The 16,273-nt window shown below is 69.7% G+C and carries 12 protein-coding genes and 1 pseudogene; 2 read left to right on the top strand and 11 right to left on the bottom strand.

Annotated elements, in window-relative coordinates; all coding sequences use genetic code 11:
• Nucleotides 1–6: 6 nt before the first annotated feature.
• The 10 genes and pseudogenes from dapB to P2T65_RS06040 all read right to left on the bottom strand — a co-directional run bounded on the left by dapB (nt 7) and on the right by P2T65_RS06040 (nt 10,730).
• Entirely contained in the window at nt 7–813 is an 807-nt protein-coding gene (dapB, locus tag P2T65_RS06085; protein WP_276199534.1) for a 4-hydroxy-tetrahydrodipicolinate reductase, read from the bottom strand.
• Nucleotides 814–1,038: 225 nt separating this feature from the next.
• Nucleotides 1,039–1,485, bottom strand: a pseudogene (locus P2T65_RS06080) (GNAT family N-acetyltransferase); the annotation flags it as partial.
• Entirely contained in the window at nt 1,457–1,768 is a 312-nt protein-coding gene (locus P2T65_RS06075; protein ID WP_019403854.1) for a DUF1330 domain-containing protein, read from the bottom strand. The gene P2T65_RS06075 and the pseudogene P2T65_RS06080, both read right to left, overlap by 29 nt.
• A gap of 13 nt (nt 1,769–1,781) precedes the next feature.
• Nucleotides 1,782–2,489 carry an orotidine-5'-phosphate decarboxylase gene (gene pyrF, locus P2T65_RS06070; protein ID WP_276199411.1) on the bottom strand — a complete coding sequence of 236 codons (708 nt, stop codon included), beginning with the start codon at nt 2,487–2,489 and terminating at the stop codon, nt 1,782–1,784.
• Nucleotides 2,462–3,094, bottom strand: coding sequence for a histidine phosphatase family protein (locus tag P2T65_RS06065; RefSeq protein WP_276199410.1), 633 nt, complete (start codon nt 3,092–3,094; stop codon nt 2,462–2,464). The genes pyrF and P2T65_RS06065 overlap by 28 nt, the downstream gene beginning before the upstream one ends.
• A 3-nt stretch (nt 3,095–3,097) precedes the next feature.
• On the bottom strand, nt 3,098–3,697 hold the full coding sequence (locus P2T65_RS06060; RefSeq protein WP_055460751.1) for a phospholipid methyltransferase: 600 nt from the start codon (nt 3,695–3,697) through the stop codon (nt 3,098–3,100).
• 75 nt (nt 3,698–3,772) lie between these two features.
• A complete protein-coding gene (gene dnaJ, locus P2T65_RS06055; protein WP_063189702.1) occupies nt 3,773–4,942 on the bottom strand; it encodes a molecular chaperone DnaJ in 1,170 nt (389 codons plus the stop codon).
• A 140-nt stretch (nt 4,943–5,082) separates the two neighbouring features.
• On the bottom strand, nt 5,083–6,996 hold the full coding sequence (dnaK, locus tag P2T65_RS06050) for a molecular chaperone DnaK (protein WP_055460749.1): 1,914 nt from the start codon (nt 6,994–6,996) through the stop codon (nt 5,083–5,085).
• Nucleotides 6,997–7,288: 292 nt separating this feature from the next.
• Nucleotides 7,289–8,194, bottom strand: a complete 906-nt coding sequence (locus tag P2T65_RS06045; protein ID WP_055460748.1) for a bifunctional helix-turn-helix domain-containing protein/methylated-DNA--[protein]-cysteine S-methyltransferase — start codon at nt 8,192–8,194, stop codon at nt 7,289–7,291.
• 253 nt (nt 8,195–8,447) lie between these two features.
• The gene (locus P2T65_RS06040; RefSeq protein WP_063189704.1) at nt 8,448–10,730 is read right to left on the bottom strand and encodes an NADP-dependent malic enzyme; all 2,283 of its coding nucleotides are present in this window, start codon (nt 10,728–10,730) and stop codon (nt 8,448–8,450) included.
• A gap of 259 nt (nt 10,731–10,989) precedes the next feature.
• Here P2T65_RS06040 and mutS point away from each other — a divergent pair, with 259 nt between their 5' ends.
• Nucleotides 10,990–13,656: a DNA mismatch repair protein MutS gene (mutS, locus tag P2T65_RS06035; RefSeq protein ID WP_245282662.1), complete on the top strand. Its 2,667-nt coding sequence runs from the start codon at nt 10,990–10,992 to the stop codon at nt 13,654–13,656.
• On the opposite strand, the gene P2T65_RS06030 is transcribed toward mutS, so the two are convergent.
• Nucleotides 13,657–14,469, bottom strand: a complete 813-nt coding sequence (locus P2T65_RS06030) for a hypothetical protein (protein WP_276199409.1) — start codon at nt 14,467–14,469, stop codon at nt 13,657–13,659.
• 210 nt (nt 14,470–14,679) lie between these two features.
• Between P2T65_RS06030 and P2T65_RS06025 the strand changes: the two genes are divergently transcribed.
• On the top strand, nt 14,680–16,218 hold the full coding sequence (locus P2T65_RS06025; protein ID WP_276199408.1) for a YifB family Mg chelatase-like AAA ATPase: 1,539 nt from the start codon (nt 14,680–14,682) through the stop codon (nt 16,216–16,218).
• The last annotated feature ends 55 nt before the right edge of the window (nt 16,219–16,273 follow it).

Below are 16,273 nucleotides of genomic sequence, written 5' to 3'. Positions count from 1 at the left end.
GTTGGCTTACAGCGCGGCGATGCCGAGCACGTCGGACATGGTGTAGAGGCCGGCCGGGCGCTCGCGCGCCCATAGCGCTGCGCGCAGGGCGCCGCGGGCGAAGAGCGCCCGGTCGTCGGCCTTGTGGGTGAGCTCGATGCGCTCGCCGTCGCCGGCGAAGACCACGGTGTGCTCGCCGATGACGGAGCCGCCGCGCAGGGTGGCGAAGCCGATGTCGCCGGCCCGGCGCGCGCCGGTGTGGCCGTCGCGCACCCGCACGGCATGCTCGCGCAGGCCGACCGCGCGGCCCTCCGCGGCAGCTTCGCCGAGCATGAGGGCCGTGCCGGAGGGGGCGTCCACCTTCATGCGATGGTGCATCTCCAGCACCTCGATGTCGAATTCCGGCCCGAGCGTCGCCGCGACGCGGCGCACCAGCGCCGTCAGCAGGTTGACGCCGAGGCTCATGTTGCCGGACTGGACGATCCGCGTCGTGCGCCCGGCCTCGGCGAGCACGGCAAGATCGCTATCCGTCAAGCCGGTTGTGCCGACGACATGGACGATGCCGGCCCCGGCCGCGGCGCGGGCGAAGGCGGCTGTGGCGGCCGGGGCGGTGAAGTCGATGACGCCGTCGGCCTCGGCGAAGGCGGCCGCGACGTCGCTCGTCACCGGGATGCCGAGGCTGCCGGTGCCGGCGAGATCGCCCGCGTCCTTGCCGAGGAAGGGCGAGCCCTCGCGCTCGACGGCGGCGGCAAGCGCCGTGCCGGGTGTCTCGTGCACGGTTTTGACGAGCATGCGCCCCATGCGTCCGGCTGCTCCGACGACGACGAGCCGCATGTCCGCCATGGTGTCTCTCCCGCGCTGGCCGGCGCCGCTGCGCCCGGCCGTGGCCGGTGGTATAGCGGCGCGGGGGGCTTGCGCCAAGACCGCGCCTGCAAGGACCGCGCCCGCACCACCCTCAGGCGAGCGCCAGCACCATGGCGGCGCGGCGGGCGGGATCATGGCCGTGCCGCGCCTCCTCGGCCAATTGCTCGCGCAGGAAGGCGGCTGCTCCTCCGGCGCCATCTCGCGAAAGCCGAGCGAGGCGTAATAGGGCCCGTTCCAGGCAATGTCGCGATAGGTGGTCAGCGTGACCTTGGCAAAACCCTGCCGGCGCGCCTCGGCGCAGACGGCGGCGATGAGCGCGCGGCCGAGGCCGCGCCCCTGGTGCGGCAGGGCAACCGAGATCTCGCCGATATGGACCATGCCGCCGCACGGCCGGGCGAAGAGGAAGGCGACGGGCACATCGTCCGCATCGGCCGCGACCCAGTGCCAGCCGAGGTGCCGGGCGTGGCTCTCGACCAGCGCGGGCGGCTCACCGGCGACCCAGGCAAGATCGCTCGCCCGGAAGCGTTCGCCGGCCGAGCGCTCCACGTCCGGCAGGCGGGCAAGGTCCGCCGCCTGCGTCGGCCTTATGCGGTAAGGGGCGGGCGCGCCGGGCTCACCCGTCGGACGGCTGCGGTCCGTCATAGCCCTCGATGATGATGATGTCGGCGATGGCATGGCCATCGCGCTTGGCCTTGGCGGCCTTGTACTCGGGCGAGTGCCAGCAGGCGACGGCGGCCTCCCGGTCCGGGAACTCTATGACGACATTGCGCTGGCGCGCGCCGCCTTCCACGGCCTCGAAAGCGCCGCCGCGCACGAGGAAGCGGGCCCCGTACTTGCGGAAGGCGTCGCCGTTGGCGGCGACATAGGCCTTGTAGGCCTCCGGGTCCTCGACGTCGACGCGGCCGATCCAATAGGCTTTTGCCATTCTCTCTCCTCCCTCAGGCGGTCAGGTTTGCGGAAATCTCGGCGACGATCGCCTCGGCCGCTGCGCGTGGATCGCTCGCGGCCGTCACCGGCCGGCCGACGACGAGGTGGTCGGCCCCGGCGCGGATCGCCTCGCCCGGCGTCATCACGCGCTTCTGGTCGCCGACGGCGCTGCCGGCCGGGCGCACGCCCGGCGTGACGAGCAGCATGGACGGGCCGAGGGCGGCACGCAGGGCGGCCGCCTCGTGCGGCGAGATGATGAGGCCGTCGATGCCGATGTCCTTCGCCTGATCGGCGCGGCGGCGCACGGTCGGCCCGACGCCCTCAGCATAGCCGGCGGCGATGAGATCGTCGTCGTCGTAGGAGGTCATCACGGTCACGGCGAGGAGCTTCAGACCCGTGCCGGCACGCCCGGCATGGGCGGCGCGCATCGTCTGCGGATAGCCGTGGACGGTGAGGAGATGCACGCCGAGCCGTGCCACCTGGGCCGTCGCACGCTCGACCGTGTTGGGGATGTCGTGCAGCTTGAGGTCGAGGAAGACCTTCTTGCCCGCCTTCACGAGCCGCTCGGCGACGGCGAGGCCACCCCCGCCGTAAACGAGCTCCATGCCGATCTTGTAGAAGCTGACGGCATCGCCGAGCCTATCGACGAGCGCCAGGGCCTCGTCGGCGTTCGGCACGTCGAGCGCGGTGATCAGGCGATCGCGAGCGTTCGTCTGCATGGACGTATCCTTTGCGGCTGGTCGAAGGGGCGCCAGCCGTGTAGCACCTTCCGCGGCCCGCTGTCGAAGGCGAATATCGGGAAGGCGAAGAGATTGCCGCCGCCCGGCGCCTGGTCGAAGCGCCGTGTGATCGCCTCGCCCGTGAGGTGGCAGTAGAGCAGCGTGCCGACGCCGCCATGGCCGACGAAGCAGACATCGCGGCTGCCGTCCTCGCCCTTGAGCGCGCCTTCGACGGCGGTGACGATGCGCCGCTGGGCGTCGCGGGCCCGTTCCCAGCCGCGGATGCTCTCGTCCGGATGAGCGAAGAAGAGATTCGCCGTCGCCTCGAACTCCGGCGGCGGCAGGAAGCCGGTGGCCGAGCGGTCGTTCTCGTGCATGGCCTCGCGCACCTCGACGGCAAGGCCGAGGTGCTCGGCAAGGATCGTGGCGGTCTCGACGGCCTTGCGCTCGGTGGAGGAGACGATGCGGCCGATACGGCGCGTCCAGGCAAGGCCGGCGGTGTCGCGTACGCGCTCGCGGCCGCGGTCTGACAGGCCCCACTCGGGCACGGGCACGCCAGGATCGATGGCGACCTGAGGATGCGTCAGGTAGAAGGCCGTGGCCACGCGCTACGCCCGACGGGCGCGATAGACCCATACGCGTGCCGGCGGCAGGTTCCACCACACGCGGTTGGAGGCAGTCACAGAATAATGCGCGGCGTCCTTCGGGATGGGCGGCACCACCGCGTAGGTGAACTGAACGAAGGGCGCCCCGCTCCGCATCAGGTCGAAGGCGTCGTTCAGCAGCGCGACCCGCATGGGCAGGGGTTTCGTGAACAGCGGCAGGCTAGAGACAACGGCGGCGGCGGGACGGGCGGCGCTATCGCCGAGGGTTTCCGCCAGGCCGTAGGCATCGCCCTCGACGACGGTGGCCGCCGGGAAGCGGCGCCTGAGCAGCTTGCAGAAATCGGGATTGAACTCGACGAGGATGAGGCGCTCGGGCGCCACGCCGCGGCGGATGATCGCCTCGGTGACAGGTCCCGTGCCCGGGCCGAGCTCGATGACCGGGCCGTCGAGATGCGGGTCGACATAGCTTGCCATGGTGCGGGCGAGCATCCGCCCGGAGGGGCTCACCGCACCCGTGACGAGCGGGCGCTCGACCCAGGACTTGAGGAAGCGGGCTTCGTCTTCGAGCGGGGGCTTTTCCTCGCGGCGGCGCAGCTCAATCACGGATCGACACTTTCCGGTCTTTCGGGACGAACAATAGCTGGAACAGCCAGCCGGCGCGGTCAAGCCCCTTGCCGGTCAGGCATTGCCGCTGACGCCGCCGCCGAAGCCTTCGAAGAAGTCCTTGACGCGCGAGAAGAAGCCGGTGCTTTCCGGGTGCGTCTCACGCGAGGATTCTTCCTCGAACTCCATGAGCAGCTCGCGCTGGCGCTTGGTGAGCTTCTGCGGCGTCTCGACCACCACCTGGATGTAGAGATCGCCGAAATCGCGCGAGCGCAGCACCGGCATGCCCTTGCCCCTGAGGCGGAACTGCTTGCCGGTCTGGGTGCCCTCGGGCACTTTCACGCGGGCTTCGCCGCCGTCGACCGTCGGTACGTCGAATTCCCCGCCGAGCGCGGCCGTGACCATCGAGATCGGCACACGACAGAACAGGTCCGCCCCGTCGCGCTGGTAGATGGGATGCGGCTTCAGCGACAGGAAGATGTAGAGATCGCCGCTCGGTCCGCCGCGCAGGCCCGCCTCGCCTTCGCCGGCAAGGCGGATGCGCGTGCCGTCCTCGACGCCCGGAGGGATGTTGACGGAGAGCGTGCGCTCGCGCGTCACGCGCCCCGCGCCCGAACAGGCGGCGCACGGGTCGTCGATGATCTCGCCGCGGCCGTGGCAGGCTGGGCAGGTGCGCTCAATGGCGAAGAAGCCCTGGGAGGCGCGGACGCGGCCGTAACCGCCGCAGGTCGGGCATTGGCGCGGCTGCGAGCCGGGCTTGGCGCCGGAGCCGTCGCAGGCTTCGCAGACGATCGAGGTCGGCAATGTGATCGTCGCGGTCTTGCCCTTGTAGGCGTCCTCGAGCGTGATCTCGAGGTTGTAGCGCATATCGGCGCCCCGTTCGCGGCCGCCACCGGCATTACCGCGGCCGCGGGCGCCTGCGCGGCCCATGAAGTCGCCGAACAGGTCGTCGAAGATGTCCGCCATGGAAGAGGCGAAGTCAGCGCCGAAGCCTTGGGCGCCGTTCATGCCGCCGCCCTGCTCGAAGGCGGCATGGCCGAAGCGGTCATAGGCCGCGCGTTTTTGCGGGTCCTTCAGGGCCTCGTAGGCCTCGTTGATTTCCTTGAAGCGCGCTTCAGCGGCATGGTCACCAGGGTTGCGGTCGGGATGGTAGCGCATGGCGAGCTTGCGAAAGGCGCTCTTGAGCTCGCCATCAGAAGCGCCGCGCTCAACGCCGAGTATTTCGTAGTAGTCAGCCTTGGCCATGCGACCTCGTCCTCGACGATCGAACCGGGCCGATCCCCTGGGCCTTCTCCATGCGGACGCCATGCCGGCGCGCGGGAGATGAATTCAACATGCAATGACGAGGGGACCCGGCGCAAGCGCCGGGCCCCGTTATGCGCGGGTTACGCGCTCTTCTTCTTGTCGTCGTCGACTTCCTGGAAGTCGGCATCGATCACGTCGTCCTTGGCCTGACCTGCGCCATCGGCGGATTCAGCGCCGGCCTCACCGCCTTGCGAGGCCTGGTAGATGGCCTCGCCGAGCTTCATGGAGGCCTGCATCAGGTCGTTGGTCTTGGCCTGGATGCCGGCGATATCCTCACCCTCGAGCGCGGTCTTGAGGGCGGCGATCGCATCCTCGATGGCGCCCTTCTCGGCAGCCCCCACCTTGTCGCCGTGCTCCTTGAGCGACTTCTCGGTGGCGTGGATGAGACTCTCGCCCTGGTTCCTCGCCTCGACCAACTCGCGCCGCTTCTTGTCCTCGGCGGCGTGGGCCTCGGCGTCCTTCACCATCTTCTCGATGTCCGCCTCCGACAGGCCACCCGAGGCCTGGATGCGGATGGCCTGCTCCTTGCCGGTCGCCTTGTCCTTGGCCGAGACGTTGACGATGCCGTTGGCGTCGATGTCGAAGGTCACCTCCACCTGCGGAACGCCGCGCGGGGCCGGCGGCAGGCCGACGAGGTCGAACTGGCCGAGCAGCTTATTGTCGGCCGCCATCTCGCGCTCGCCCTGGAAGACGCGGATGGTGACCGCCGTCTGGTTGTCCTCGGCGGTGGAGAACACCTGGCTCTTCTTGGTGGGGATGGTCGTGTTGCGCTCGATGAGGCGCGTGAAAACACCGCCCAACGTCTCGATGCCGAGCGACAGCGGGGTCACGTCGAGGAGCAGCACGTCCTTGACGTCGCCCTGCAGCACGCCGGCCTGGATGGCGGCGCCGATGGCCACCACCTCGTCCGGATTGACGCCCTTGTGCGGCTCCTTGCCGAAGAACTGCTTCACGACCTCCTGCACCTTGGGCATGCGCGTCATGCCGCCGACGAGGACAACCTCGTCGATGGCGCCGGCGGAGAGGCCCGCATCCTTCAGCGCCTTGCGGCACGGCTCGATGGTGCGCTGGATGAGATCATCGACCAGCGCCTCGAACTTGGCACGCGTCAGCTTCAGCGCCAGATGCTTCGGCCCGGAGGCATCGGCTGTGATATAGGGCAGGTTGATCTCGGTCTGCTGCGCCGAGGACAGCTCGATCTTCGCCTTTTCGGCGGCCTCCTTGAGGCGCTGCAGGGCGAGCTTGTCCTTGCGCAGGTCGATACCCTGCTCCTTCTTGAACTCGTCGGCGAGATACTCGACGAGGCGCATATCGAAGTCTTCACCGCCGAGGAAGGTGTCGCCGTTGGTCGACTTCACCTCGAAGACGCCGTCGCCGATCTCCAGGATCGAGATGTCGAAGGTGCCGCCGCCGAGGTCGTAGACAGCGATCGTGCCGTTCGACTTCTTGTCGAGGCCGTAGGCAAGCGCGGCCGCTGTCGGCTCGTTGATGATGCGCAGCACCTCGAGGCCGGCGATCTTGCCAGCGTCCTTCGTGGCCTGGCGCTGGGCGTCGTTGAAATAGGCCGGAACAGTGATGACGGCCTGCTCGACCTTCTGGCCGAGATAGGCTTCTGCCGTCTCCTTCATCTTCTGCAGCGTGAAGGCGGAGATCTGCGACGGCGAATATTCCTTGCCGTCGGCCGTGACCCAGGCGTCGCCGTTGCCCGCCCTGACGATCTTGTAGGGCACAAGGCCCATGTCCTTCTTCGTCATCGGGTCGTCGAAGGTGCGGCCGATGAGGCGCTTGATGGCGAAGAAGGTGCGCTCGGGGTTCGTCACCGCCTGGCGTTTGGCCGGCTGGCCGACGAGGCGCTCGCCGTCGTCGGTGAAGGCGACGATGGAGGGCGTCGTGCGGGCGCCTTCCGCGTTCTCGATCACCTTGGGCGTCGTGCCTTCCATCACAGCGACGCAAGAATTGGTGGTGCCGAGGTCGATACCGATAACCTTACCCATGGATGTGATCCCTCACTTTCAAGCAGACCGCCGTGCCGGATCCCGAAGCGATCCGGCCCATGGCTTGACTCTAACCAAACTCAGGCACATCGCGGCCTTGGCTGTCGCGCTGCGCCCCTAACCGACAATCCGCACGTCGGGCGCGTATATAAGGACAGGCCCTGCGGCAGGCAAGGCGACTGTCACATGCGCCCGGCGGCGGTGTCTTCTGCCATGAGATGGATGCGGGGGTGGCGCTTCGCAAGGCTTGCGGCCGCACCTGCCCGCGGCTTGCCCTGAACGGGAGGCGGCTTCAGCCGCCTGCCCGTCCGGCCTCCCAGCCGAGGATGGCCTGCTTGCGCGTAAGGCCCCAGTGATAGCCGGTGAGGGCGCCCGAACGGCCGAGCACACGGTGGCATGGTACGACGAAGGAGATGGGATTCTTGCCGACGGCAGCGCCGACGGCGCGAGCCGCGCTCGGCTTGCCGATGTGCTCTGCAACCTGCGAATAGGTGGTGGCGCGGCCGAGCGGTACCTTGAGCAGGGTGCGCCACACGCGCACCTCGAAGTCCGTGCCGATGAGGACGACCTTGAGCGGCCGGTCGGCCCGCCACATGGCGGGATCGAAGATGCGCGCGGCGAGCGGCCTGGTCACGGAGGTGTCTTCCACGTAATGCGCCCGAGGCCAGCGCCGGCGCATGTCGGCGAGCGCGGCCTCGCGGTCGCCCCCGTCAACGAAGCCAAGGCCGGCGAGGCCGCGGTCCGTGGCGACGAGGATGGCCTCGCCGAAGGGCGAGGGGTGGAAGCCGTAGGACATGACGAGGCCCGCGCCGCCGGCCTTGTAGGCACCCGGCGTCATCGCCTCGTGGGTGACGAAGAGATCGTGCAGGCGACCAGGGCCCGACAGTCCCACTTCGTAGGCCGTTTCGAGTACGCTTGCGGAGGCATCGAGCAGGGCCCGCGCGTGGTCGAGCGTGATCGCCTGCAGGAAGGCCTTGGGGGAGAGGCCGCACCAGCGCCGGAAGAGATTGTGCACCTGCGTCGTCGTCAGGCCTGCATGGGCGGCCATGTCGTCGAGCGAGGGCTGGCTGCGCCAGCGCTCGGAGATGAAGGCGATGATGCGCCGCACGCGCTCATAGTCGCCGGCGGCCGTAGCCGCACCCTCCGTGACGGGCAGGTCGTCGACGGCGGGCAGGGTCTTGATCGCGCTGTCCAGCATGGTCCGGCAAATCCTCCGGCGGCAAGCATAGGCATCGCGCCGGCCCGTGCCACCCGAAAGCTGCTCGGCCTCTCTTTGTCAACACAGCCTAGAGGCAAGTCCGCTCCGCTGACGCCAATCCCGCTCTCCGCGGCGACGACCGCCACTGGGCTGCGCCCCACGACCGCCTCGTCGCCTCCGAGCCGCCCGAGAGCCTCGGGCAGGATCTCGTCGGCGAGACCTGGGATCTCGTCCTGTAGGGCGCCCCTGCCCCTCAGCCGCCGACGTTGAAGGCTGCGAGCGCCGCCATGTTGACGATGTCGCTGTCCTTGGCGCCGAGCGGTACGATCTGTACCGGCTTGTCGAGCCCGACGATGAGCGGGCCGATGACTGTGGAGCCGCCGAGTTCCTGCAGCATCTTCGTCGAGATCGAGGCCGAGTGGAAAGCCGGCATGACGAGCACGTTCGCCGGCCCTGACAGGCGGCAGAAGGGATAGACGCTCATCACGTCGCGGTTGAGCGCGACATCCGCCGCCATTTCGCCGTCGTACTCGAAGTCGCAGCGCCGCCCGTCGAGGATGCGCACCGCCTCCTGCACGCGCTCGGAGCGCTCGCCCGTCGGATGGCCGAAGGTGGAGAAGGCGAGCATGGCGACCCGCGGCTCGTAGCCGAGGCGGCGGGCGACGCCCGCGGCCTCCACCGCGATCTCCGCAAGATCCTTCGCGCCCGGCATCTCCGTGATCGCCGTGTCGGCGACGAGGACGGTGCGCCCGCGCGCCAGCACGATGGAGACGCCGATGACCCGATGGCCCGGCTTCACGTCGATGACGCGGCGCACGTCCTCGAGGGCGATGGAATAGTTGCGCGTCGTGCCCGTCACCATCGCGTCGGCGTCGCCGAGTGCCACCATGGCGGCCGCGAAGTGGTTGCGGTCCTGGTTGATGAGGCGCTGGCAGTCGCGGAAGAGATAGCCCTTGCGCTGCAGCCGGTCGTAGAGGAACTGCGCATAGGTGGCGTTGCGATGCGACAAGCGGGCGTTGTGTACCTCGATGCCGTCCTTGGCCTCGAGGTCGATGCCCGCAAGCCGCGCCGTCTCGTAGACGCGCTCCTCGCGTCCGACGAGGATGGCCGTGCCCAGTCCCTGGTTGACGAAGGACGCAGCAGCGCGGATGACCTGCTCCTCCTCACCTTCGGCGAAGACCACGCGCTTCGGAAACCGCCTGACGCGCTCGAAGATGCGGTTAAGGGTGCCCGCCACCGGATCGCGCCGGGCCGAGAGCTGCGCCTTGTAGCCGCGCATGTCGACAATCGGTCGCCGTGCCACGCCCGTGTCCATCGCCGCTCGGGCGACGGCGGAAGGCACAACATGGATGAGGCGCGGATCGAACGGCACGGGGATGATGTAGTCGCGCCCGAAGCGCGGGCGCGCGCCCTGGTAGGCGGCCGCCACCTCGTCCGGCACGTCCTCGCGCGCGAGGTCGGCGAGCGCCTGGGCCGCGGCAATCTTCATCTCCATGTTGATGGTCGTCGCCTGCACGTCGAGCGCGCCGCGGAAGATGTAGGGAAAACCGAGAACGTTGTTGACCTGGTTGGGATAGTCCGAGCGGCCCGTCGCCATGATGGCGTCGTCGCGAATGGCCGCGACCTCCTCCGGCAGGATCTCCGGGTCCGGGTTCGCCATGGCGAAAATGATGGGGTTCGGCGCCATGGAGGCGATCATCTCCGCCGTCAGCGCCCCCTTGGCGGAAAGGCCGAAGACGACGTCGGCGCCGTCGAGCGCGTCGGCGAGGCTGCGCGCCTTCGTCTCGGCGGCATGGGCCGACTTCCACTGGTTCATGCCCTCCTGGCGGCCCTTGTAGACGGCGCCCTTGGTGTCGCACAGGATGACATTGTTGGGCGCGAAGCCCATGGCCTTGATGAGTTCCGCGCAGGCGATGCCGGCGGAGCCGGCCCCATTGATCACGAGCCGCGTCGACTTAACGTCCCGGCCGGTCAGGTGCAGCGCGTTGATGAGCCCCGCCGCGGCGATGATGGCCGTGCCGTGCTGATCGTCGTGGAAGACCGGGATGTCCATCAGCTCGCGCAGGCGCTCCTCGATGATGAAGCAGTCCGGCGCCTTGATGTCCTCAAGATTGATGCCACCGAAGGAGGGCCCGAGATAGCGCACCGCGTTGATGAAGGCGTCTGGATCCTCGGTGTCGACCTCGAGGTCGATTGAATCGACGTCGGCGAAGCGCTTGAAGAGGACGGACTTGCCCTCCATCACCGGCTTGGAGGCGAGCGCGCCGAGGTTGCCGAGGCCGAGGATGGCGGTACCGTTGGAGATGACGGCGACGAGATTGCCCTTGGTCGTGTAGTCGTAGGCGAGGCTGGGATCCTCGTGGATCGCCTTCACCGGCACGGCGACGCCCGGCGAATAGGCGAGCGAGAGGTCGCGCTGGGTCGCCATCGGCTTGGTGGGCACCACCTCCAGCTTGCCGGGCCGCCCCTGCGCATGGAACTGGAGGGCTTCCTGGTCGGTGAAGGTCGGGCGGGAGCGGCGCTTGGCGGTATCCATCGTCTTATTGTCTCGGGCGTTTCCTGTCGGGGGCGAGACCTTACGGCAGTCGTGCGATCCCCCTCAAGCGAAGTTCTCCACGATTTCTGCAAAACATCCATGCAACGGTGGATGAAACGCCCGTAAGGCTCTGCTAGCGTCCCCGCCCATGAGCCGGGAAGTCAGCGCTGCGAAGGACGATCTGGAGGAGACCGGCGGCAGCGCCGCCGCGCCTGCCGCCACGCACAAGGCCGCGCGCTCCGAGGCCGAGCCCCAGCGCATGACGCCGATGATGGCGCAGTATGTGGAAATCAAGGCGGCGCACGCGGACTGTCTCCTCTTCTACCGGATGGGCGATTTCTACGAGCTCTTCTTCGAGGATGCCGAGATCGCCTCGCGCACCCTTGGCATCGTGCTCACCAAGCGCGGCAAGCACCTCGGCGAGGACATCCCCATGTGCGGCGTGCCGGTGGAGCGCGCCGAGGACTACCTGCAGCGCCTCATCGCCGCCGGCCACCGCGTCGCGGTCTGCGAGCAGACGGAAGACCCCGCCGAGGCGAGGAAGCGCGGCGGCAAGTCCGTCGTGCAGCGCGGCGTCGTGCGCCTCGTCACGCCCGGCACGATCACCGAGGACAGCCTGCTCGACCCGGCGCAGGCCAACCTCCTCGTCGCGCTCGCCCGCCGCCGCACCGGCGAGGACAGCTACGCCTACGGCCTCGCCGCCATCGACATCTCCACCGGCCGCTTCACCGTGACGGAGACCGCCGCCGCCGGGCTGTCCGCCGAAATCGCGCGGCTCGACCCGCGCGAGATCGTGGTGCCGGACACGATCTACGACGAGCCGACGCTGCGCGACCTGTGGCGCGAGCAGCGCGCCGCGGTCACGCCTCTGGCGCGCGACGGGCTCGATCCGGCCTCCGCCGAGCGGCGGCTGAAGGATTTCTTCGGCGTCGCCAGCCTCGACGCCTTCGGCGCCTTCTCGCGCGCCGAGATCGCCGCCGCGGCCGCCGCCCTCGCCTATGTCGAGCGCACGCAGCTTGCCGCCCGCCCTGCGCTGTCGCCTCCGCTACGCGAGGACGTTTCCGGCACGCTCTCCATCGATGCGGCGACGCGCGCCAATCTCGAACTGATGCGCACCCTCTCGGGCGAACGGAGCGGCAGTCTCGTTTCGACCATCGACCGCACGGTGACGCCGGGCGGCGGGCGTCTCCTCGCCGAGCGTCTCGCGAGCCCGCTGACGAGCGTCGCCGCGATCCGCGCCCGTCACGACGCCGTGGCCTTCCTCCTCGGCGAACGGCCGCTGCGCGAGCGCCTGCGCCAGGCTCTCTCCGCGGTGCCCGACATCGCCCGTGCCCTGTCGCGCCTGACGCTCGGCCGCGGCGGCCCGCGCGACCTCGCCGCCGTGCGCGACGGGCTCGCGGCGGCGGAAGCGGTCGCGTCCCTCCTCGCCAGCGCCGCCCCACCTCCGGAATTGGCGGCCGCTGCCGAAGCGATGCGTGGCGTCGCGCCGGGCCTCGCCGAAAACCTCTCCGCCGCCCTCGCCGATGAACTGCCGCTCCTGAAGCGCGACGGCGGCTTCGTGCGCGAGGGCTACGACGGGGCGCTGGACGAGGCGCGCGTGCTGCAGGTCGATTCGCGCCGCTTTATCGCCGCGCTGCAGGCCCGCTACGTCAACGAGACCGGCTGCCGGACGCTGAAGGTCAAACACAACAATGTCATCGGCTATTTCGTCGAGGTGCCACCCGCCATCGGCGAGGACCTCGTCAAGCCGCCGCACAACGCGACCTTTGTGCACCGCCAGACCATGGCGGGGGCCATGCGTTTCTCCACGACCGAGCTCGGCGAGCTTGAGGCCCGCATCGCCTCGGCGGCGGAACGCGCGCTCGGCATCGAGCTTGCCGTCTTCGAGCGGCTCGGCGATGCCGTGATCGGGGCGGGCGAGGCCATCAAGCGTGCTGCCGAGGCGCTCTCCGTCGTCGATGTCACGGCGGCGCTCGCGCTTCTTGCCGACGACCTCGGCTGGACGCGCCCCACCGTCGACGACAGCCTCGCCTTCTCCATCGCCGCCGGGCGCCATCCGGTGGTCGAGGCGGCGCTGAAGCGCGCGGGCCAGACCTTCGTCGCCAACGACTGCGCGCTTTCGCCACCCGAGGGCGAGAAGGCCGGCCGCATCACCCTCGTCACCGGCCCCAACATGGCCGGCAAGTCGACCTTCCTGCGCCAGAACGCTCTCATCGTCGTGCTCGCCCAGATGGGTGCCTTCGTGCCGGCGGCGCGGGCCCATATCGGCATCGTCGACAAGCTGTTCTCGCGCGTCGGCGCCGCCGACGACCTCGCCCGCGGCCGCTCGACCTTCATGGTCGAGATGATCGAGACCGCGGCCATCCTCAACCAGGCGGGCGAGCGTGCGCTCGTCATCCTCGACGAGATCGGCCGCGGCACCGCGACCTTCGACGGTCTGTCCATCGCCTGGGCGGCGATCGAGCACCTGCACGAGGTCAACCGCTGCCGGTCGCTGTTTGCCACCCACTATCATGAGCTCACCGCCCTTGCCGAACGTATGCCCCGTGTGGAGAACGCGACCGTGCGGGTAAGCGAATGGAAAGGCGACGTCGTCTTCCTGCACGAGGTCGTCCCCGGTGCAGCCGACCGCTCCTACGGCATCCAGGTGGCCAAGCTCGCCGGCCTGCCGCCCCCGGTCATCGCTCGCGCCCGCGCCATCCTCGATGAGCTGGAGAAGACCGAACGGGAAAAGCCCGTCGCCACCCTCGTCGACGACCTGCCGCTCTTCGCCGCGATGCCGCCGCGCCCTGCCGCCGCGGCACCGCAGAAAGACGCGCTTGGCGAAGCACTCGACGGCATCGATCCGGACGAGATGTCACCCCGCGAGGCGCTCGAGGCGCTCTACGGCCTCAAGGCTCTGCGGGCCGAACGCGACCGTCACTAGTCAGGCCGCTGCCGCGACCCGGCGCAGCCGCCTCAGCCGCAGCGTGAAGAGCATGCCGTTCCAGGCAACGCAGATGGCGAGGCCGATCAGCAGTGCAGCGGTCGATCCGAGCGGCACGGCGGCAAGGTGCACCGCCGTCAGCGCGGCGGCGAAGCCGGCAAGTCCGTAGACGCTGCTCGCCGCGACGGCACCGGCCGCCGGCCCGCCGATGGCCCGGTGAGTCACAACGAGAATACTCGAGATGACGATGGGGAAGAGGGCGAGAATGCCCGAGGCGACCGCCCCGATATGCCAGCTGACGACGCTGAGAACGCCGACGAGCGTCGCGACGGCGAGCGCGCGCAGCATCAGGTCGACCGGACGGGGACCATCCGAGGCCGGAATCACGACCCGCGAGAAGCGCCGCGCCAGCGGCACCCCCACGGCAAGGGCCGCGGCATTGACAAGCAGGCCGAACCACAGCGGCGGCGTCATCGTGCGGATGGCGAGGGCGGCGAGGAGCCACACGCCGATCGCCCCGGCGATGCTGCCGAGCCCGCCCGCGCCACGCCGGGCGAGCACCGCATAGGTCATGGCGAAGATCACCGTGGCGGCGTTGATGCTGACGCTGCCGACCGCGCTCTCGGCGATGAAGGCCGGGCCGTGGTCCATGGCGAGCACGACATAGGCCGGGCCGGCGGAGATCGGCAGCGTCGCGATCAGGCCGCCGACGAAGGGCCCCGCCTTCTGCGCCGCGAGCGAGCCCGAGACAACGATCGCGGCGACGAGCACCATCTTGACCGGCAGCGCCAGGAGCGCGGCATCGAATTCCATGTCCCGGACCTTCATTCCCGACGGCGCGCAGCAGCCGCCGGACAAGGGCATAGCGCGTTGCGGCCGGCGAGGCCCACGACGTCTTTGCAACCCTGCCCTGCCGTCGCCGAACGCGGATATCCGCCGCAATCGCGCCGGCTTTTGTTCCCTTCCTGTTCTTGAGCGGACCGGCGATCGCCGCTAAGGTGCGCCCGGGCCGGGGGAAAGAGCATGGTGGCGAGGGTTGCGACGGTCGCGTTCGAGGGCATTGAGGCACGCGCCGTCGACGTGCAGGTGCAGATCGCGCCGGGTAATGTGGCCTTCACCATCGTCGGCCTGCCCGACAAGGCGGTGGCCGAGAGCCGCGAGCGCGTGCGCTCGGCCCTGATGGCGGCGGGGCTCGCTTTGCCGGCCAAGCGCATCACCGTCAATCTCGCCCCGGCGGACCTGCCCAAGGAGGGCTCGCACTACGACCTGCCCATCGCGCTTGCCGTGATGGCCGCCATCGGCGCGGTGCCTGCGGATGCCCTTGCCGGCTATACAGTGCTTGGCGAGCTCGCGCTCGATGCGTCCGTCACGGCCGTCGCCGGTGTGCTGCCGGCCGCCATCGCCGCCAATGCGCGCGGGCACGGCCTCATCTGCCCGGCCGCCTGTGGCCCAGAGGCCTCCTGGGCGAGCGGCGATCTCGACATCCTCGCCCCGCGCTCCCTCGTCCAGCTCGCCAACCACTTCAAGGGCACGCAGGTCATGGCCCGACCCGCGCCGGCGGTGACGCGCCCCGGCGCCGACCTGCCGGACCTGAGGGACATCAAGGGCCAGGAAAGCGCCAAGCGGGCGTTGGAAATCGCCGCCGCCGGCGGCCACAACCTGCTCATGAACGGCCCGCCAGGCGCCGGCAAGTCGATGCTGGCGCAGCGCCTGCCCTCGATCCTGCCGCCCCTCGCCCCGGCCGAGCTGCTCGAAGTGTCGATGATCCAGTCCGTCGCCGGCCTCCTCGCCGAGGGCGCCCTGACGGACCGCCGGCCCTTTCGCGCACCTCATCATTCCGCCTCCATGGCCGCGCTCGTGGGCGGCGGTCTCAGGGCCCGGCCCGGCGAGGTCTCGCTCGCCCACCACGGCGTGCTCTTCCTCGACGAATTGCCTGAGTTCCAGCCCCAGGTGCTCGACAGCCTGCGCCAGCCGCTGGAAACCGGCGAGGTGCTGATCTCACGCGCCAACCACCGTGTCAGCTACCCGGCCCGCTTCCAGCTCGTCGCCGCCATGAACCCCTGCCGCTGCGGCCGCGCCACCGAGCCCGGCTTCGCCTGCCGGCGCTCGCCCAACGAGCGCTGCATGGCGCAGTACCAGGCGCGGCTGTCCGGTCCGCTGATCGACCGCATCGACCTTGTCATCGAGGTGCCGGCCGTCACGGCGGCGGATCTCATCCTGCCGCCCCCGACCGAGGGCTCGGCGGAGGTGGCGCAGCGTGTCGCGCGCGCCCGTGCCGTGCAGAGCGCCCGCTATTCCGCGCTCGGCCTCGCCGAGGTCACCACCAATGCCCGCTGCCCCGTGCCAGTGCTCGAGGAGGTGGCGCGGTCGGACGATGCCGGCCTTGCCCTCATTCGCGAAGCGGCCGACGCCATGCGCCTCACAGCCCGCGGCTATCACCGAGTGCTGAAGGTGGCGCGCACCCTCGCCGATCTCGACGGCGAGGAACGGGTCGGGCGCCTGCATCTCGCCGAAGCGCTGTCCTACCGCACGACGCTCGAACGGCTCGCCGTACCAGCCTGAACGGCTTAACGGGCGATTCAGCACGCCTGCCAACGCAATCTCAACGCCTCCATGG

This window comes from Chelatococcus sp. XZ-Ab1, from assembly GCF_029309855.1.
Taxonomy (GTDB): Bacteria; Pseudomonadota; Alphaproteobacteria; order Rhizobiales; family Beijerinckiaceae; genus Chelatococcus_A; species Chelatococcus_A sambhunathii.
The sequence above is the reverse complement of the archived record's forward strand: the minus strand, read 5'-3'. Positions and strand labels throughout refer to the sequence as shown.